The organism is Bradyrhizobium ingae (assembly GCF_055791185.1).
Window position 1 is genome coordinate 80,883 of the sequence record NZ_JBVUBB010000019.1, and the last position, 17,658, is coordinate 98,540.

Annotated in this window: 16 protein-coding genes; 12 read left to right on the plus strand and 4 right to left on the minus strand. The window is 64.8% G+C overall.

Annotation, left to right across the window (positions count from 1 at the left end; translation table 11 throughout):
• Nucleotides 1-6 precede the first annotated feature (6 nt).
• Genes ACV1FX_RS25040 through ACV1FX_RS25050 form a run of 3 tightly spaced genes read right to left on the minus strand, consistent with a single transcriptional unit; the run spans nucleotide 7 to nucleotide 2,661 of the window.
• Nucleotides 7-1,557, minus strand: coding sequence for a WS/DGAT/MGAT family O-acyltransferase (locus tag ACV1FX_RS25040; RefSeq protein WP_473120241.1), 1,551 nt, complete (start codon nucleotides 1,555-1,557; stop codon nucleotides 7-9).
• Between the two features lie 46 nt (nucleotides 1,558-1,603).
• Complete coding sequence (locus ACV1FX_RS25045; RefSeq protein ID WP_473120242.1) at nucleotides 1,604-2,404, minus strand: esterase/lipase family protein; 801 nt, start codon at nucleotides 2,402-2,404, stop codon at nucleotides 1,604-1,606.
• Entirely contained in the window at nucleotides 2,404-2,661 is a 258-nt protein-coding gene (locus ACV1FX_RS25050) for a DUF6489 family protein (protein ID WP_473120243.1), read from the minus strand. The genes ACV1FX_RS25045 and ACV1FX_RS25050 overlap by 1 nt, the downstream gene beginning before the upstream one ends.
• A gap of 306 nt (nucleotides 2,662-2,967) precedes the next feature.
• Between ACV1FX_RS25050 and ACV1FX_RS25055 the strand changes: the two genes are divergently transcribed.
• From ACV1FX_RS25055 to ACV1FX_RS25110, 12 genes are all read left to right on the plus strand, one after another.
• Nucleotides 2,968-4,563 carry an ABC transporter substrate-binding protein gene (locus tag ACV1FX_RS25055; RefSeq protein WP_473120244.1) on the plus strand — a complete coding sequence of 532 codons (1,596 nt, stop codon included), beginning with the start codon at nucleotides 2,968-2,970 and terminating at the stop codon, nucleotides 4,561-4,563.
• A 102-nt stretch (nucleotides 4,564-4,665) separates the two neighbouring features.
• Nucleotides 4,666-5,646 carry an ABC transporter permease gene (locus tag ACV1FX_RS25060; protein ID WP_473120245.1) on the plus strand — a complete coding sequence of 327 codons (981 nt, stop codon included), beginning with the start codon at nucleotides 4,666-4,668 and terminating at the stop codon, nucleotides 5,644-5,646.
• Nucleotides 5,647-5,657: 11 nt separating this feature from the next.
• The gene (locus ACV1FX_RS25065) at nucleotides 5,658-6,629 is read left to right on the plus strand and encodes an ABC transporter permease (RefSeq protein WP_473120246.1); all 972 of its coding nucleotides are present in this window, start codon (nucleotides 5,658-5,660) and stop codon (nucleotides 6,627-6,629) included.
• A gap of 13 nt (nucleotides 6,630-6,642) precedes the next feature.
• Nucleotides 6,643-7,629: an ABC transporter ATP-binding protein gene (locus tag ACV1FX_RS25070; protein WP_473120247.1), complete on the plus strand. Its 987-nt coding sequence runs from the start codon at nucleotides 6,643-6,645 to the stop codon at nucleotides 7,627-7,629.
• On the plus strand, nucleotides 7,626-8,615 hold the full coding sequence (locus tag ACV1FX_RS25075; protein WP_473120248.1) for an ABC transporter ATP-binding protein: 990 nt from the start codon (nucleotides 7,626-7,628) through the stop codon (nucleotides 8,613-8,615). The genes ACV1FX_RS25070 and ACV1FX_RS25075 overlap by 4 nt, the downstream gene beginning before the upstream one ends.
• Before the next feature lie 88 nt (nucleotides 8,616-8,703).
• Nucleotides 8,704-10,509, plus strand: coding sequence for a gamma-glutamyltransferase family protein (locus tag ACV1FX_RS25080; RefSeq protein WP_473120249.1), 1,806 nt, complete (start codon nucleotides 8,704-8,706; stop codon nucleotides 10,507-10,509).
• A gap of 17 nt (nucleotides 10,510-10,526) precedes the next feature.
• Entirely contained in the window at nucleotides 10,527-11,237 is a 711-nt protein-coding gene (locus ACV1FX_RS25085) for a DUF1028 domain-containing protein (RefSeq protein WP_473120250.1), read from the plus strand.
• The gene (locus tag ACV1FX_RS25090) at nucleotides 11,234-12,223 is read left to right on the plus strand and encodes an ABC transporter ATP-binding protein (RefSeq protein ID WP_473120251.1); all 990 of its coding nucleotides are present in this window, start codon (nucleotides 11,234-11,236) and stop codon (nucleotides 12,221-12,223) included. The genes ACV1FX_RS25085 and ACV1FX_RS25090 overlap by 4 nt, the downstream gene beginning before the upstream one ends.
• Nucleotides 12,223-13,329, plus strand: coding sequence for an ABC transporter ATP-binding protein (locus tag ACV1FX_RS25095; protein WP_473120252.1), 1,107 nt, complete (start codon nucleotides 12,223-12,225; stop codon nucleotides 13,327-13,329). Before ACV1FX_RS25090 ends, ACV1FX_RS25095 begins: the two co-directional genes overlap by 1 nt.
• 23 nt (nucleotides 13,330-13,352) lie before the next feature.
• A complete protein-coding gene (locus tag ACV1FX_RS25100; RefSeq protein WP_473120253.1) occupies nucleotides 13,353-14,861 on the plus strand; it encodes an ABC transporter substrate-binding protein in 1,509 nt (502 codons plus the stop codon).
• Nucleotides 14,862-14,871: 10 nt separating this feature from the next.
• On the plus strand, nucleotides 14,872-15,813 hold the full coding sequence (locus tag ACV1FX_RS25105) for an ABC transporter permease (protein ID WP_473120254.1): 942 nt from the start codon (nucleotides 14,872-14,874) through the stop codon (nucleotides 15,811-15,813).
• Between the two features lie 3 nt (nucleotides 15,814-15,816).
• Entirely contained in the window at nucleotides 15,817-16,704 is an 888-nt protein-coding gene (locus ACV1FX_RS25110) for an ABC transporter permease (RefSeq protein ID WP_473120255.1), read from the plus strand.
• Between the two features lie 209 nt (nucleotides 16,705-16,913).
• Here the strand turns inward: ACV1FX_RS25110 and cnbZ are convergent, their stop codons facing one another.
• Nucleotides 16,914-17,657 carry a 2-amino-5-chloromuconate deaminase CnbZ gene (gene cnbZ, locus ACV1FX_RS25115; protein ID WP_473120256.1) on the minus strand — a complete coding sequence of 248 codons (744 nt, stop codon included), beginning with the start codon at nucleotides 17,655-17,657 and terminating at the stop codon, nucleotides 16,914-16,916.
• Nucleotide 17,658: the final 1 nt, after the last annotated feature.

A 17,658-nucleotide genomic window follows, 5' to 3' on the forward strand; every position in this document is an offset into this window, starting at 1 on the left:
ACTTCCCTACTCGGCGGCGCCCTTGACGTCAGCCGCGGGCGGTGCGTAGGCCGCCTCCAGCGCGGCGAACTCCTCCGGCAGCATGTCGCACATCACCTGCACGTGCGGGATGATGTTGGCGCCGACGATGAAGCCGAAATCGAGCTGGTCGCGATAGCTTTGCACGGTGATGTTGAGCGCTTGCCCGTGGGTCGAGATCGACACCGGATAGATGTGGAGCAGCTCGGCGCCCGCGGCATAGAGCGTCTGCCGCGGCCCCGGCACGTTCGAGACGGTGATGTTGGCTGCCGGCGGCAGCACGTCCGACAGGTTCGAGCGGCTGTAGAGCAGCGCCAGGATCTGCACCATCATCGGCGCACCCAGCATCGAGATGTTGGAAACCTGCGGCATCAGCGCGCGCAACGGATGCGACATCTCCTTTGCCTTGGTCGACTGCGCGATGATCGCCTCCAGACGTCCCTTCGGATCCTCGACATTGGTGGCGATCGAGCAGATCATGCCGAACACCTGGTTGTTGGCCTCGGTATTGCCCTCCTCGCGGAGCGAGATCGGCACCGCCGCGGTGAGCGATTTCGCGGGCAGCGTGCCATATTGCTGGAGATAGCGGCGCACTACGCCGGAGGCGAGCGCGAGCACCACGTCATTGAGCTTGCCGCCGGCCTGCTTGGCGAGCGCTTTGGCGCGCGACAGCGGAATCGAGACGCCGGCAAAGCTGCGCTCGGAGGAGATCGACTTGTTCAGCATGGTCGGCGGCGAGACCATGCTGGCAAGGCTCTCGCGCGAGTTCGGATCGGAGATCTTGCCGAGCACGTCGGAGACGCTTCTGAGCACGGTCGGGATGTTGCCGGCAAAGCGCACCGCGCTTTCGATCTGGTACATCGCATTGTCGAACAGGATCGAGCCGATATCGCTCTTGCCCGTGCGCGGCAGCTGCAGGTTCTTGGCGGCTTGCGAGGCCTCGAGCGGCTGGGTGAAGAGCTGCTGATAGGAATCGAGCAGATTCGCGGCGATGTCGCGCGGCTCCTGGCCGGGTTTCGCGCCACCCGTCGGCGGATCGACCTGTCGCGGGATCGGCGAGATGTCGTAGATCATGTTGGTCAAGGCCGCGCCGGCGCCGCCGTCGATGGCGGCGTGGTGCATCTTGGAATAGAGACCGACCTCGTTGTCCTTCATGCCCTCGAAGACGTAGAACTCCCAGAGCGGCCGGGCGCGGTTCAAGAGCTTGGCATGCATCCAGCCGACGATGCGCTCGAGGGTGGCGCGGTCGCGCGGCGCCGGCAGGCTGGCGCGGAAGATGTGACGGTCGATGTCGAACTGGTCGTCCTCGACCCAGGAGGGATGGTCGATGTCGAGCGGCGCCTTTTCGAGGCGTGCTTTCAGGATCGGCGCGATGTGCAACCGCGAGGCGATCATCGCCTTGAAGTCTTCGAAGAAGTCGCCCTTGTAGTCGTCAGGCAGGCGAAAGATCGCCATGCTGCCGACATGCATCGGCATCTCCGGCGTTTCGAGATAGAGAAACGACGCATCCAGCGACGACAGCTTCTTACCGTCACCCATAGTTCCCTCCGCAAATTCTGGACTGGTGCCTTACCGGCTCTTCTTGTCAGGCCGACACTGTAGGGGCCGGCGGGGCATATGCAATGGCAAACGGGCCCGCCCGGTCGAATGGCCAGAACTCCCCTTCCGGTTGAGCCAGCCGATCAGCCACGGCCCATAGCGCTGCGGGGTTGACCCCGAGCCCGATATGGCTCGCGAAATAGACCTCGATGTTCTCGGCTCGCTCGCAAGGCCGGCACTGACAGGTCCGCCAATGCACGATGCCGTCGCTGCGCGAAAAGATCGAGCTGCAGGGCACCGGCAGGTCGCCGGCGATGGCCTCGCGCAGCTCTGAAAGGTCCTCGACCCGCTCGCCCGACAGCGCCTCATAGAGCCGCGTCGCATTGGTCGCCCGCACGTCATCGGTGAAGGGGCTGCCGAGCGTGACGACATAGCGGACCATGTCGGGTGCCTGGAGCGCGAGGTCGCGGGCATAGACGCCGCCGAGACTCCATCCGACGAGGCTCACCTTTCGCCCGGTCGCTGCATGAATTTCCGCCAGACGGACACGCAGCGCGTCCCGAACGCGCGCCAGCCCGCCGAGATTGCGGCCCATGCGCCAGGCCTGGGCGTCATAGCCGAGCTCGTGCAGATAGCGGCGCATCGGCGCCATCGACAGATCGCTGGCGAGAAAGCCCGGCAGCGCCAGCACCGGATGACCATCGCCCCTGGGCGCTCGCATCAGCAGCGGCGACAGGAACACGCTGGCGTTGAATTCGATCAGGCCGCGCGCTTCCGCGAGCAGGAGTCCGAGACTCGGCGGACGGAGCCGGGGCGACGTCTCTGCTCCGTCCGGCTCGAACGGCATTACTTCTTTTTGTCGCCGCTGCGCGGCGCGCCGAGCCCGGCCATCGTCACGAACATGTTCTGAAACTGTTCGGCGAGCTTCGGATCGAACGAGAACCAGCTCTGGATCAGCGATTCCGGCGAGACCTTTTCGATGTTGCTCAGCACCTGCTGCTGCAACTTGTCCATGACCGCCATCTGCATCGGCCCGACGTCGGGCAACCCGAAGAACTGGCGGGCCTCGAGGGGTGTGCAGTCGATTTCGATGTTAACCTTCATGTCCCCTCCTGATTGGATTCGGGCGGCCTCGCCGCAGTATCACCGCGAGTTGTGGTGCGACGCAAGCGACCTGATGCGGGGGCCATATGACCCCTCCCGCATTCGGTCAATATGGTCAATCAAAAGTCGAATGTCGCCGGCGGACGATCTGTCGGACTATCCGTCAGCATTGCTGCACAGCGGCGCAAGTTGGCGCGTTCCTTGCTAGAATGGCGCTTGCACGGTGCAAAAACTCTGGGCAACATGGTTTCATCAGCCGGCCGAACGATCAAAAATCGCGGCGCGGGAGAGTGGAGAGGGTCAAGAATGTCGGTTGGTCGAAGTCTGTTTGCGGCGACGCTCGCCGGTATGCTTGCGTTGACGCTCTCGCCGGTATCCGGCCAGACCCTCCGCTACGCCAACCAGGGCGACCTGAAGTCGCTCGATCCCTACTCGCTGAACGAGTCGACCACCCACGCGCATCTCGGCCATGTCTATCAAGGCCTGACCGCACGCGACAAGGATCTGAAGATCATCCCGGCTCTGGCGGAAAGCTGGGAGACGCCGGAGCCGACCCGCTGGCGCTTCCATTTGCGCAAGGGCGTGAAATTCCACAACGGCGACCCCTTCACCGCCGACGACGTGGTGTTCTCCGCCGACCGTGTCCGCAACAAGAACTCCAATATGCAGACGCGCCTGGCGGCGGACGTCAAGGTCGTGAAGGTCGACGACTACACGGTCGATTTCGTGTTGCCCTCGCCCAATCCCATCCTGAATTCGGCCTGGGACGTCTGGTACATCATGGACAAGAAGTGGGCCGAGGCGAACAACGCCGTTGAACCGACGCCGGTGTCCGCGACCTCGCCGGGCTATGCTTCGCTGCATGAGAACGGCACCGGCCCCTTCACCATCGAGAGCCATCAGCCCGGCGTGAAGACCGTGTTCAAGGCCAATCCCAACTACTGGGGCAAGATGGAAGGTAACCTGAAGGAGATCATCTTTACCCCGATCGCCTCCGACGCCACCCGCGTCGCTGCGCTGCTCTCGGGTGAAGTGGACGTGATCGAGCCGGTGCCGATCCAGGACATTGCTCGCGTCGATGCGAGCCCTAACGCCCAGGTGCTGAAAGGACCGGAGCTGCGTACCATCTTCATCGGCTTCGATCAGACCCGTGACGAGTTGCTCTACTCCAACGTCAAGGGCAAGAACCCGTTCAAGGACGTCCGCGTCCGCGAGGCCTTCTACAAGGCGATCGACATCGAGCTGATCAAGACGCGCGTGATGCGCGGCTTGTCGACGCCGTCGGCGCTGATGATCGCTCCGGAATTGTTCGCGCTGTCCAAGGACTTCACGCGGCCGAAATTCGATCCCGACGGCGCCAAGAAGCTCTTGACCGAGGCCGGCTATCCCGACGGCTTCGAGGTCACCATGGATTGTCCGAACGATCGCTACGTCAATGACGCCGCGATCTGCCAGGCCGTCGTCGGCATGCTCGCCCGCGTCGGCGTCAAGATCAACCTGCTGGCGCAGCCCAAGGCGCAATACTTCGCCAAGGTTCTGAAGCAAGGCGGCTACCAGACCTCGTTCTACATGCTGGGCTGGACGCCGAGCACGATGGATTCCCACAACGTGCTCTACGACATCATGGGCTGCCGCAACGATCCGAAATCATCCCGCGGCGAGGCCAATCTCGGCGGCTACTGCAACAAGGAATTCGACGCCATCACCGACAAGGTGCTGGTCGAGACCGACACCGACAAGCGCAATCAGCTGATCAAGCAGGCTTATGAGATCAGCATCAAGGACTGGGCCTACATCCCGCTGCACCAGCAGGCGCTGGCCTGGGGCGTGTCGAAGAAAGTGAAGCTGCCGCAGCGCGCCGACAACCTCGTCATGTTCCACTGGGCCTCCAAGCAGGACTAGCCTCGTCTGAACACATGGTCCCGGCGGCATCAGGCTTCCGGGACCTTTCCTTTTCCGGCCGACAGCGACGTCGGCCGGGCGTCACTCAAGGAAGTGGAAGGAATGCTCGCTTTCACACTTCGCCGCGCCGTCCAGGCCATCGGCGTCATGTTCGCCGTCGGCATCATCGCGTTCTCGATGTTCCGTTTCGCCGGCGACCCCGTCAACCAGATCGTCTCTCTCGACACGCCCGCAGCCGAGCGCGAAGCCGTGCGAAAATCGCTCGGCCTCGACGATCCCGTGCCGGTGCAGTTCATCCGCTATTTCGGCGACGCCGCGCAATTCAAGTTCGGCGTCTCCTACCAGTTCCGCCAGCCGGTTTCCGCGCTATTGATGGAGCGCATGCCGGCGACGCTGGAGCTTGCGATCTGCGCCACGCTGTTCGCGATGGTATTCGGCATCCTGATGGGCGTCTATTCCGCACTGAAGCGCGACACCCTGCTCGCCAAGCTATTCCAGGCGGTGTCCCTGATCGGCATCTCGCTGCCGACCTTCCTGATCGGCATCCTCCTGATCTATCTGTTCGCGGTGACATTGGGCTGGCTGCCCTCGTTTGGCCGCGGCGAGGTGGTCAAGCTCGGCTGGTGGACCACGGGCCTGCTGACGCTGTCGGGCCTCAAGGCGCTGATCATGCCGTCGATCACGCTCGGCCTGTTCCAGATGACTCTGATCATGCGGCTGGTGCGCGCGGAGATGCTGGAAGTGATGCGTACCGATTACATCCGCTTCGCGCGTGCTCGGGGGCTGACTACCCGTGCCATTCATTTCGGCCACGCGCTGAAGAACACGCTGATTCCCGTGATCACCGTTGCCGGGCTGCAGTTTGGCTCGGTTATTGCATTTTCGATTATTACCGAAACCGTGTTCCAGTGGCCGGGCATGGGACTTCTGTTCGTGCAGGCCGTGCAAAACGTCGATATCCCGATCATGGCCGCCTACCTGCTGATGGTCTCGCTGATCTTCGTCACCATCAATCTGGTGGTCGACATCCTCTACACCGTGGTCGATCCGCGCCTGCGCTCAACCGTCAGCCGCGCGACATAAGGCAGCCCTGCATGTCCGACGCAGTCGCCTCCAATTCCGACAAGCAGACCGCGCCGCCGACGCATGCCGCCCGCAGCCGGCTCAGCCGAGCGCTTGATAGCGACATTTTCTATTCGTTCCGCCGCTCGCGTCTCACCATGGTCGCGGCCGCGATCGCCCTGCTGTTTTTCCTGCTCGCGATTTTCGCCTCCTGGCTGGCGGTGCAGAACCCCTTCGATCCGGCGCAGCTCCAATTGATGAACTCGCGGATCTCGCCGCTCTGGACCGCCGACGGCCAGAGCCCGTTCTTGCTCGGCACCGACGAGCAGGGCCGCGACGTGTTCTCCGCCATCCTTTATGGCTTGCGCATCTCGCTCGCCGTCGGCGTGGCCGGCGTGATCTTTGCCGGCGCGCTCGGCATCGCGCTCGGGCTGATCGCCGGCTATTTCGGGGGCGCGGTCGATGGCGTGATCATGCGGATCGCGGATGTCCAACTCACGTTCCCCGCCATCCTGATCGCGCTGCTGGTCAACGGCGTGGCGAAATCGGTGCTCGGCAACAGGCTGGATGCCACCGGAATGCTGGTGGTGCTGGTGATCTCGATCGGCCTCAGTTTCTGGGTGGGGTACGCCCGGACGGTGCGCGGTTCCGTGATGGTCGAGAAGAACAAGGACTATGTCGCCGCCGCGCAGCTGATCGGCCTGCCCGCACCAAAGATCATGCTGCGGCACGTGCTGCCGAACACGATGGGGCCGATCCTGGTCATCGCCACGATCAACCTCGCACTTGCCATCATCACCGAGGCGACCCTGTCGTTCCTCGGCGTCGGCCTGCCGGACACCACGCCGTCGCTCGGCACGCTGATCCGCATCGGCAACAATTATCTGTTCGCGGGTGAATGGTGGATCGTCGCCTTCCCCGGGCTCGCACTCGCCGCGCTGATCCTGTCGATCAACCTGCTCGGCGACTGGCTGCGCGACGCGCTCAATCCCAAGCTCAGGTGAGTCCACCTCGTTCATGACCGATACAGTTCTCTCCGTGCGTAACCTTCAGGTGGAGTTCGCCTCCCGCCGCGGCACGCTGCGCGCGATCGACGGCGTCTCGTTCGACATTGCCAAGGGCGAGGTGCTGGGCGTGGTCGGCGAATCCGGCGCCGGCAAGTCGGTCACCGGGCTCGCGGTGATCGGCCTGATCGATCCGCCGGGCCGCATCGCCGGCGGCGAGATCCATCTCGCCGGCTCGCGGATCGACAATCTGCCGCCGGAGGAGATGCGCCGCGTCAGGGGCAAGCGGATCGGCATGATCTTCCAGGATCCGCTGACCTCGCTGAACCCGCTCTACAAAGTCGGTGACCAGATCGTGGAAACGATCCGCACGCACCTCAACCTGTCCGAACAGGCCGCGCGCCGCCGCGCCATCGATCTCCTCGCCGAGGTCGGCATCCCCGCGCCGGAAAAACGCATCGACGGCTATCCGCATGAATTCTCCGGCGGCATGCGGCAGCGCGTGGTGATTGCGCTGGCGATCTGCGCCGAACCCGAGCTGATCATTGCGGACGAGCCGACCACCGCGCTCGACGTCTCCGTGCAGGCGCAGATCATCTCGCTGATCAAGCGGCTCGGACGCGACCACGGCACCGCCGTGATGCTGGTGACCCACGACATGGGCGTGATCGCGGAGACCTCGGACCGCGTCGCGGTGATGTATGCCGGCCGCGTCGCCGAGATCGGCCCGGTGCAGGACGTCGTGAAGAATCCGCTGCACCCCTATGCCAAGGGCCTGATGGGCGCGATTCCAACGCTCGCCGGTGATGACAAACGACTGGTACAGATCCCGGGCTCTATGCCGCGCCTGTCGGCGATCCCGCGGGGCTGCTCGTTCAATCCGCGCTGTGCCTTTGCGTTCGACCGCTGCCGGGTCGAGCGGCCCGAGCCGCTCGCCCAAGGCGCGCAATCGGTCGCCTGTCATCTCTATGACAACGCCCCCGCGGAGAGCGCAGCATGAGCGCGCCCTTCGTCCAGGCCAGGAATCTGCGCCGCGTCTTCGACGTTTCGAAACCATGGCTGAACCGGGTGCTCGAAGGCGGCCAGCTCGAATATCTCAAGGCCGTCGATGGCGTCACCTTCGACATCAACAAGGGCGAGACGTTTGCGCTGGTCGGAGAATCGGGCTCGGGCAAGACGACGGTCGCACGGATGATCGTCGGGTTGCTGCCGCCGAGCTCGGGCCAGGTGCTGATCGACGGCGTCTCGATGACGGATCCGAAGCAGGGGCCGGCACGCCGCCGCCTGCGCCGCCGCATCCAGATGATCTTCCAGGATCCCTATGCGAGTCTCAATCCGCGCTTCCGGGTCGACGCCATCATCGCCGAGCCGATCCGCGCCTTCGATCTGATCCAGGGCGAGCGCGACATCCAGGCCCGCGTCGGCGAATTGTTGAGCCTGGTGGGACTGCATCCCGACGACCGGCTGAAATATCCGCATGAATTCTCCGGGGGCCAGCGCCAGCGCATCGCGATCGCGCGGGCGCTGGCGTCCGACGCCGAGTTCATCGTCTGCGACGAGCCGACCTCGGCGCTCGACGTGTCCGTGCAGGCGCAGATCCTCAACCTGATGCGCGACCTCCAGGACAAGTTCGGTCTCACCTACATGTTCATCAGCCACAACCTTGCGGTGGTCCGCCACATGGCGAGCCGCGTCGGCGTGATGTATCTCGGCCGCATCGTCGAAATCGCCGAAGGCCGTGAGCTGTTCGCGCGCCCGCGCATGCCCTATACCAAGATGCTGCTCGGCGCGGTGCCGGATCTGGCGATGTCCGGCCGCCAGCGTATTCCGGTCAAGGGCGAGATTCCGAACCCGATCAATCCGCCGCCGGGCTGCGCCTTCAATCCGCGCTGCCCCCTCGCCTTCGATCTCTGTCGAAAGGAGACGCCGCAACTGATTGACGGCGTCGCCTGCCACGCCGTCAACACCGCACCGGTACCGGCGTGACGCGCGCGTGCCATGCCGCCCGCGCAATTGGCAGCGGGTCTTGCCTGTGATCAATTGCGCCCGCCGCAAACAAGAAAAGTGATGTCCCATGGCCAGCAACATCAATCCGGATCCCTTCACGACGAGGCCCGAGATCGAAGGCACGTTCGGGGTCGTCGCCACCACCCACTGGATCGCGACCGCCGTCGGCATGGCCATCCTCGAAAAAGGTGGCAACGCGTTTGACGCCGGCGTCGCGACCGCATTCACGCTTCAGGTCGTCGAGCCGCATCTCAACGGCCCCGGCGGCGATGTGCCCATCATCGTGCATGACGTCAAGCGCGGCCGCACCGAGGTGATCTGCGGCCAGGGCCCGGCGCCGGCGCGCGCTACCATCGCCCACTACAAGAGCGAAGGACTCGACATGGTGCCCGGCACCGGCCTGCTCGCGGCCTGCGTTCCCGGCACCTTCGAATCCTGGATGATGCTGCTGCGCGACTACGGCACGATGCGTGTGCGCGACGTGCTGGAACCCGCGATCTCCTACGCACGCGACGGCTATCCATTGGTGGAGCGCGCCTGCGCCACGATCAAGACCGTCGAGCAACTGTTCCGCAAGCATTGGCCGACATCGGCGGCGGTCTACCTGCCGAACGGCGAAGTTCCAAAGCCCGGCACGCTCTTCACCAACAAGACGCTCGCCGCCACCTATTCACGCATCCTGAGCGAGGCCGAAAGCGGCAGCGGTGGCCGCGACGCCGAGATCGAGCGCGCGAGAAAAGCCTGGTCGCAAGGCTTCGTCGCCGAAGCCATCGACAAGTTCTGCCGGACGCAGGAGGTGATGGACGTCAGCGGCTCGCCGCATCGCGGCGTGCTCTCGGCCGACGACATGGCGCGCTGGCAGCCGACGATCGAGGCGCCGCTGACCTATGACTACGGACGCTACACCGTCTGCAAGGCCGGCGTCTGGAGCCAGGGTCCGGTAACGCTGCAGCAGCTCGCTCTGCTCAAGGGTTTTGCGCTCGACGGCCTCGATCCGACGGGTGCGGAATTCATCCATCTCCAGATCGAATGCGCCAAGCTCGCTTTCGCGGACCGCGAAAAATTCTACGGCGATCCCAAGTTCAACGAGATCCCGATCACGACGCTCCTGTCGGATGCCTATAACGACGAACGCCGCAGGCTGGTCACCGACAAGGCCTCGCTCGACTTCCGGCCCGGCTCGGTCGAAGGTTTTGGCGGGGTCGTCAAGCTGCGCCGCGCCGAAGGCCAACGCGAGGCGGTCGGCGCGCTCGGCGCCGGCGAGCCGACAGTCGGCCGCTTCGGCGAGGTGCGCGGTGACACCGTGCATTTCGACATCATCGACAAAGCCGGCAACATGGTGTCCTCGACGCCGTCGGGCGGCTGGCTGCAATCCTCACCGGTCATTCCGGAGCTCGGCTTTTGCCTCGGCAGCCGCGCCCAGATGTTCTGGCTGGAGGAAGACCACCCCGCCTCGCTCGCGCCGGGCAAGCGTCCCCGCACCACGCTGTCGCCGACCATGGCGCTGCGGGACGGCGAGCCGTATCTGGCCTGGGGATCCCCGGGCGGCGACCAGCAGGATCAGTGGATCACCCAGTTCTTCCTGCGCCATGTCCATTGCAACCTCAATCTCCAGGAAGCGATCGACGCGCCGGCCTGGCATTCGGAGCATTTCCCCATATCGTTCTGGCCGCGCACCGCGCGTCCCGGCGTGCTCGTGGTCGAGAACCGCGTGCCCAAGGCGACGATCGAGACTTTGCGCGAGCGCGGGCATATCGTGGAGGTCGGCCCCGACTGGTCCGAAGGCCGCCTCACCGCCGCATCGCGCGTCGGGGTGCGCCGTCGCGCCGCCGCCAATCCACGGGGCATGCAGGGTTACGCGGCGGGACGCTAAGGGACTATGGGCACGACATGACCTGGTCGATCATCGCGCGAGATCCTGCCACCGGCCAGTTCGGCATAGCCGTTGCGACGCGCTTCTTCGCCGTCGGCGCGCGCGTCCCCTTCATCGCCGCCGGCCTTGGCGCCATCGCGACACAAGCTTTCGTCAATCCCTATTATGGCATCGACGGCGTCAAGCTGCTGCGCGAAGGCCTCAACGCACACGACGTGCTCGCGGCGCTGCTCGCGACCGATGATGGCCGCGAAAGCCGTCAGGTCCACATCATGGATGCCAGCGGAGAGGTCGCGGCGCACACCGGAAGCGACTGCGTCGACTGGTGCGGACACACGGCGGGAAGCGGCTTCTCCATTGCCGGCAACATGCTTGCCGGTCCCGACGTCCTCAGCGAGACGGCAAAGACCTACATCGCCAATGACAGCCTGCCCTTCCCACGCCGCCTGCTCGCGGCGATGCGCGCCGGCGAGGCCGCCGGCGGCGACAAGCGCGGCAAGCAGTCCGCCGCACTGCTCATTCATGGCGAGGAGGAATGGTCCGCACTCGACCTGCGAGTCGACGATCACCCCGATCCGCTTGCGGAGCTGGCACGGCTCGAGCAGGTCAGCAACGAGCTCTGGGTGCATTTCCGCCACTCGCTGCCGACGCGCCGGAACCCCGCCGGGATTACCGACCGCGCCGTGATCGATGCCCGCATCGCAGCGGCCCGCACGACAGAGCAATGAGCGCAGCACCCCTCATCGAGATTGAGGGCCTGCGCGTCCGCTTCCACGGCGACGATGGTCGCATCACCCACGCGGTGGACAGCGTCGATCTCAGCGTCGCCAATGGCGCGACGCTCGGGCTCGTCGGCGAATCCGGCTGCGGCAAGAGCGTGACCTCGCTTGCGATCATGGGGCTGTTGCCGAAGCAGACCAGCGAGGTCACCGGCAACATCCGCTTCGATGGCGTTGATCTCCTGCGAAGCTCCGACAAGAGCCTGCGCGACCTGCGCGGCAACCGGCTAGCGATGATCTTTCAGGAGCCGATGACCTCGCTCAATCCGAGCTTCACCATCGGCGACCAGATCATCGAGACGATCCTGCGCCACCGCGGCGGCTCAACGAAGAGCGCCCGCGAGCGGGCGATCGAGCTGCTCCGCCGCGTCCATATCCCGTCGCCCGAGCGACGCATCGACGAATATCCGCACAAGCTCTCCGGCGGCATGCGCCAGCGCGTGATGATCGCAATGGCGCTGGCCTGCGACCCCCGCCTTTTGATCGCCGACGAGCCGACCACGGCGCTCGACGTCACCTTGCAGGCACAGATTTTGGAGCTGATGCGCGAGTTGAAGGCGGCGAGCGGCGCCGCCATCATCCTGATCACTCATGATCTCGGCGTCGTCGCCGAAGTCTGCGACGAGGTCGCCGTGATGTATGCCGGCGAGATCGTCGAGCGCGCGCCTGTGGACGAATTGTTCGCCTCGCCGCAACATCCCTATACCGTCGGCCTGCTCGGCTCGATCCCACGGCTCGACCACCGCGCCGAGCAGCTTGCGACCATCGAGGGCATGGTGCCGAACATGGCGCAGCCGCCGGCCGGCTGCCGGTTCGCGGCGAGGTGCCCGTTCGTGCTGGAGGCCTGCACGAAAGCGCCGCCGCCGCTTGCCGAAGTGAGCACCGGCCACCTCTCGCGCTGCATCCGCGCGCCGCTCGAGCAACTGGTGTCGTGATGGCGCTGCTCGAGGTCGAAAATCTGGTCAAGCACTTCGTTGCCGAGCGTTCACTGTTCGGCAGACCCAAGGCCCTCGTCAAGGCAGTCGACGGCGTGAGCTTTACGCTAGAAGCCGGAAAGACGCTGGCGCTGGTCGGCGAATCCGGTTGCGGCAAATCGACGGTCAGCCGGCTGGTGCTGCGGCTGATCGAGCCGGATGCGGGCAGCGTTCGTTTCGAGGATCGCGACCTGCTCACGCTCGACGCCAATGCGCTCCGCGCCTTCCGCCGAAAGGCGCAGATCATCTTTCAGGATCCCTACGCTTCGCTCAACCCGCGCATGACGGTCGGCCAGATCCTGACCGAGCCTCTGGCGCTGCATGATCTCGTCCCGCCATCTCGCCGGCGCGAGCGCGTTGCGGAACTTTTGCAGCTCGTCGGACTGGAACCGCGGCTGGCGCGCCGCTATCCGCATGAATTCTCCGGCGGCCAGCGCCAGCGCATCGCGATTGCGCGTGCGCTCGCGGTCGAGCCCAGGCTGATCATCTGCGACGAGCCGGTTTCGGCGCTCGATGTGTCGATCCGCTCGCAGATCCTGAATCTGCTGCGCGAATTGCAGGACCGGCTCGACCTCGCTTACATCTTCGTCTCGCACGATCTTGCCGTGGTGAAGCATATCGCCGACCGCGTCGCCGTCATGAATCTCGGCCAAATCGTCGAGACGGCTGAAGCCGATGCGCTCTTCGCCAGGCCGCGTCATCCCTATAGCCGCGCACTCCTGTCCGCGATTCCGCTCCCGCAACCGCACGCAAGGCGAAGCACTATCCTGCTCAAGGGCGAGATGCCGAGTGCGCTCAACCCGCCGACAGGCTGCCGCTTTCACACCCGCTGCCCGTTCGTGGTCGACCGCTGCCGCAGCGAGGCACCGCAACTTTTGGCTGATAGCAGCGGCCATGCCACGGCATGTCACCGCGTCGCGGAGCTGCCTCCAGCTGACGCCATATTGCCCACCTCGCACGCGTTGTCGCCGGCGCTTGCGAAATTGGTTGCCGCCTTCAGCCGAAAGACGGAAGGCGCTGGCCCCTCAGGGGTTGATATACAAGATGCACCGGCAACACCGAGATAGCTGACAGCGATGGGGATGATGCAATGAAGATATTCCGTCTCGCGGCGACGGCCGCCACATTGCTGGTATCACTCGGCGCCGCGCAGGCCCAGACCACGCTGCGCATCGGGCTCGCCGAGGACCCCGATATTCTCGATCCGACCATGGCGCGCACCTATGTCGGCCGCATCGTGTTCGCCGCATTCTGCGACAAGCTGTTCGACATCGACGAGAAGCTGAACATCGTGCCGCAACTTGCGCTCTCCAGCGAGACCGCGGACGACGGCAAGGCGCTCGTCATCAAGCTCCGGCCCGGCGTGAAATTCCATGATGGCGAGCCGCTCGACGCGGAAGCCGCGAAATTCTCGCTCGAGCGGCACCTCACCCTTCCCGGCTCGTTCCGCAAGCCGGAGCTCGCCTCGGTCGATCACGTCGAGGTGGTCGATCCCCTCACCATCAGGCTGGCGCTCAAGGCACCGTTCTCGCCGCTGCTCGCTCAGCTCACCGACCGCGCCGGCATGATGGTCTCGCCGAAGGCCGCGAAGGCCGAAGGTGACAAGTTCGGCCTGCATCCAGTCTGTGCCGGTCCTTACAAGTTCGTCGAGCGCGTGCAGCAGGACCGCATCGTGCTCGAGAAGTTCGCCGACTACTGGAACAAGGACAACGTCTTCATCGACCGCGTCGTGTTCCAGCCGATCATCGACCCCACGGTGCGGCTCGCCAATCTGAAATCCGGCGGGCTCGACCTGATCGAGCGCGTGCTCGCGACCGACCTGAAGGACGTTCGGGCCGACTCGCGGCTGAAGGTCGCGACCGCCATCGAGCTCGGCTATCAGGGCGTCACGCTCAACATCGGCAAGGACAAGGCCAAAGGACCGCTCAGTCAGTCCGCCAAGGTTCGCCAGGCGCTCGATCTTGCCATCGACCGCGAGGCGATCAACCAGGTCGTCTTCAACGGCGAGTTTCGGGTCGGCAACCAATGGGTCAATCCCGATCATCCCTACTATCAGAGGGCCGTTCCGGTCCGCGCCCGTAACGTTGAGAAGGCCAAGGCGCTGTTGAAGGAAGCCGGCGTGACACCGCCTGTCAGCGTCGACTTTCTGGTGCCGAAAGGTCCGGAAAACGAAACGCCGGCGCAGGTAATCCAGTCGATGACCGCGGAAGCCGGCTTCGACATGAAGATCCGCGTCACTGAGTTCGCAACGGGCCTCAAGCAGGCCGAGACCGGCGATTATCAGGCCTACATGCTTGCGTGGAGCGGCCGCATCGATCCCGACGGCAACTCCTACATCTTCCTGCACAGCGATGCTCCGCAGAATTACAGCGCGTGGAACAACCCACAGGCCGACAAGGCGCTCGAGGATGCCCGGCTGGTCACCGATCAGGACAAGCGCAAGGCGATCTATGAGACCCTGGCGAAGCTGGTTCAGGAGGAGGAACCGATCCTCTATCTCTACCACCGCCGGATCATCATCGCCCACACGACCAAGCTTGAAGGCTACAAGCAGATGCCTGATGGACTCGTGCGCGTCGTCGGCCTCAAGCTGAAGTGACGCCAAGCGGATGCTGAACTTCCTCGCCCGCCGTCTTGCGCAGATCGTGCCGACGCTGTTCTTCGTGTCGGTGCTGATCTTCTCGCTCCAGCAGCTCCTGCCGGGCGACCCGGCGCTGGTGATGGCGGGCGAAGAGCGTGATCCAGCCGTGATCGCGCAGATCCGCCGGCAATATCGGCTCGATCAACCCATCCCGGTCCAATACGCCTACTGGATGAAGGGGGTTCTGACCGGCGACTTCGGTGAATCCCTGCGCAACAAGATGCCGGTGCGCGCGCTGATCGCGCAGAAGCTTCCCGTGACGCTGCAACTCGCGTCAATGGCGATCCTGATCGCGTTCCTGATCGGCATTCCCGCCGGCATCGTCTCGGCGGTCAAGAAGGGCACGGCCTGGGACTACGGTGCCAATTTGTTTGCGCTGTGGGGCATCTCGACGCCGAACTTCTGGCTCGGCATCATGCTGATCTTCCTGTTCTCGATCGAGCTCGGCTGGCTGCCGGCTTCCGGCTACGTGCCGCTGACGGAGAACTGGCGCGCGAGCCTTGCCGCCACGATCATGCCGGCCTTCGTGCTCGGCAACGCCATCGCCGCGATCCTGATGCGCCATACGCGCAGCGCCATGCTCCAGGTGCTGGAGAGCGACTATGTCCGCACCGCGCGCGCCAAGGGCCTTTTGGAGCGGACCGTCATCCTCAAGCACGCCATGCGCAATGCGCTGACGCCGGTGATCACGCTCGGCGCGCTCGAACTCGGCACGCTGTTGTCGGGCGCCGTGTTGACCGAGCAGATATTCTCCATTCCCGGCTTCGGCAAGCTGATCGTCGACGCGGTGTTCAACCGCGACTATGCGGTCGTCCAGGGTGTCGTTCTGGTCACCGCGACCATCTACATTACGCTCAACCTGATCGCCGACATCGCCTATATCCTCGTCAATCCGCGGCTGAGGGGCTAGGCCGTGACCGATACCGCACTCTCGGCCAATCCCGTCACTGATACGAGCGAGCTCGACAGCCTCGCCCGTCGCGCCCGGCGCCGCCTGTTCAAGCGCAAGGCGGCGGTAGTGGGGCTCGTCGTGATGACGGCGTTCATCCTGCTGGCCCTGCTCGCGCCGCTGATCGTTCCCTATGATCCCGTCGCCACGAGCTGGAGCCTGGTGCGCAAGCCCCCCACCGCACTGCACTGGTTCGGCACCGATGAGCTCGGCCGCGACATATTGAGCCGCGTCATCTACGGCGCGCGCGCCTCGCTGCTCGCCGGCGCGATCTCGGTCGCGATCGCGCTTGGCATCGGCGTACCGCTCGGCCTGCTCGCCGGTTACCGCGGTGGCTTCACCGACGCGCTGATCAGCCGGATCACCGATGCAATGCTCGCATGCCCGTTCCTGATCCTGGCGATCGCGCTCGCGGCGTTCCTGGGCCCGAGCCTCGGCAACGCCATGATCGCGATCGGCATCTCGGCCACTCCAGTATTCATCCGCCTGACCCGCGGGCAGGTGCTGAGCGTGAAGGCGGAAGACTATGTCGAGGCGGCGCGCGCGCTCGGCAACCCGTCCTGGCGGATCGCATTCGCTCACATCCTCCCGAACATCCTGCCGGCGCTGCTGGTGCAGGCGACGCTGTCGATCGCCGCGGCCATCATCGCGGAAGCCGCATTGTCGTTTCTCGGCCTCGGTCAGCAGCCGCCTGCGCCGTCCTGGGGCAGCATGCTCAACGCCGCCCAGCGCTTCCTGACGCAGGCGCCGTGGATGGCGATCTGGCCGGGCCTTGCGATCTTCCTGGTGGTGCTGTCCCTGAACCTGCTCGGCGACGGCCTGCGCGACGCACTCGATCCGCGCCAGCGCTGAAGCGCGATGAGATCAGGCTTGATTGGTGCCTCAAGGAAGGTGCGCTCCCTCCCCCGCCTGCGGGGGAGGGCTGGGGAGAGGGTGTCTCCGCAATCGAGAATCCCCAAGAGGAGAAAGCCCTCACCCGCGCCTTCGGCGCGACCTCTCCCGCAAGCGGGAGAGGTTGAGCACCCCATGGCCCAATCGATTCAACCAAAACCCATCATGCTTTAAATCACGACCTCGCGCACCACGCGGCGGCAATCCATCTCGAATTCGAGATCGACGACTGGCGGCCGCGCGAAGTGCCATGTGAGGCCTGAGCGCAAAGCGCCGCGACGCACCAGTTCGCCCGCCAGCGCATGATGAAAATCGCGGATCGAATAGGCCTGCGCGGCGGTCGTCTCCTTCCAGCCGAAACCGAATGCCGCAAGGCGGCTTTCCATCTGCGCGGTGGTGAAGCGGACCTTCTCAGTGATGCCCTCCGGGCTGAGGTCGCGGTAGCGCACGGTGCGCTCGACATAGCTGCCGGTTCCCTCGCGCGCCTCGGCACCGCCGGCGATCACGAAGGTCGGCGTGCTCGATCGCGTCGGCCGCGTGAAGGAGAATGCATGGAAGGAAGGTTCGCTCGGTGGATCGATCTCGGGACAGACATTGCTGCGTGCCACCGGATTGGTGGTGCCGTCGAAGATGCCCCATTCAGACAGCGTCTTGACATAGTGCAGATTGAAGTTGCGGAAGCCTTCCTCCGTGAACGCGGCCGGCGAGCGCAACTCGCAGGCGCAGAACGCCGTTAGCGGACGCCCGGCCTCCTGGATGAATCTTGCGGCGAGCGCAAATCCTTCGGCGAGCGGCACGAGACGATCGAAGCGAACCCGCTCGATCTCGTAGCCGGGATCGGCGGCGGCGCCGGCCGAATACTGGAACACGGACGGAATGAAGCGATAATTGCCGGCGGCGAATTCGCGGGTCATT

What these genes read in the sequence shown, in the direction of transcription:
- ACV1FX_RS25090 (WP_473120251.1), top strand. Translation starts at nt 11,234, where the DNA reads ATGAGCGCAGCACCCCTCATCGAGATTGAGGGCCTGCGCGTCCGCTTC.
- ACV1FX_RS25065 (WP_473120246.1), top strand. Translation starts at nt 5,658, where the DNA reads ATGTCCGACGCAGTCGCCTCCAATTCCGACAAGCAGACCGCGCCGCCG.
- ACV1FX_RS25060 (WP_473120245.1), top strand. Translation starts at nt 4,666, where the DNA reads ATGCTCGCTTTCACACTTCGCCGCGCCGTCCAGGCCATCGGCGTCATG.
- ACV1FX_RS25070 (WP_473120247.1), top strand. Translation starts at nt 6,643, where the DNA reads ATGACCGATACAGTTCTCTCCGTGCGTAACCTTCAGGTGGAGTTCGCC.
- ACV1FX_RS25080 (WP_473120249.1), top strand. Translation starts at nt 8,704, where the DNA reads ATGGCCAGCAACATCAATCCGGATCCCTTCACGACGAGGCCCGAGATC.
- ACV1FX_RS25095 (WP_473120252.1), top strand. Translation starts at nt 12,223, where the DNA reads ATGGCGCTGCTCGAGGTCGAAAATCTGGTCAAGCACTTCGTTGCCGAG.
- ACV1FX_RS25075 (WP_473120248.1), top strand. Translation starts at nt 7,626, where the DNA reads ATGAGCGCGCCCTTCGTCCAGGCCAGGAATCTGCGCCGCGTCTTCGAC.
- ACV1FX_RS25050 (WP_473120243.1), bottom strand. Translation starts at nt 2,661, where the DNA reads ATGAAGGTTAACATCGAAATCGACTGCACACCCCTCGAGGCCCGCCAG.
- ACV1FX_RS25100 (WP_473120253.1), top strand. Translation starts at nt 13,353, where the DNA reads ATGAAGATATTCCGTCTCGCGGCGACGGCCGCCACATTGCTGGTATCA.
- ACV1FX_RS25045 (WP_473120242.1), bottom strand. Translation starts at nt 2,404, where the DNA reads ATGCCGTTCGAGCCGGACGGAGCAGAGACGTCGCCCCGGCTCCGTCCG.
- ACV1FX_RS25085 (WP_473120250.1), top strand. Translation starts at nt 10,527, where the DNA reads ATGACCTGGTCGATCATCGCGCGAGATCCTGCCACCGGCCAGTTCGGC.
- ACV1FX_RS25040 (WP_473120241.1), bottom strand. Translation starts at nt 1,557, where the DNA reads ATGGGTGACGGTAAGAAGCTGTCGTCGCTGGATGCGTCGTTTCTCTAT.
- cnbZ (WP_473120256.1), bottom strand. Translation starts at nt 17,657, where the DNA reads ATGACCCGCGAATTCGCCGCCGGCAATTATCGCTTCATTCCGTCCGTG.
- ACV1FX_RS25105 (WP_473120254.1), top strand. Translation starts at nt 14,872, where the DNA reads ATGCTGAACTTCCTCGCCCGCCGTCTTGCGCAGATCGTGCCGACGCTG.
- ACV1FX_RS25055 (WP_473120244.1), top strand. Translation starts at nt 2,968, where the DNA reads ATGTCGGTTGGTCGAAGTCTGTTTGCGGCGACGCTCGCCGGTATGCTT.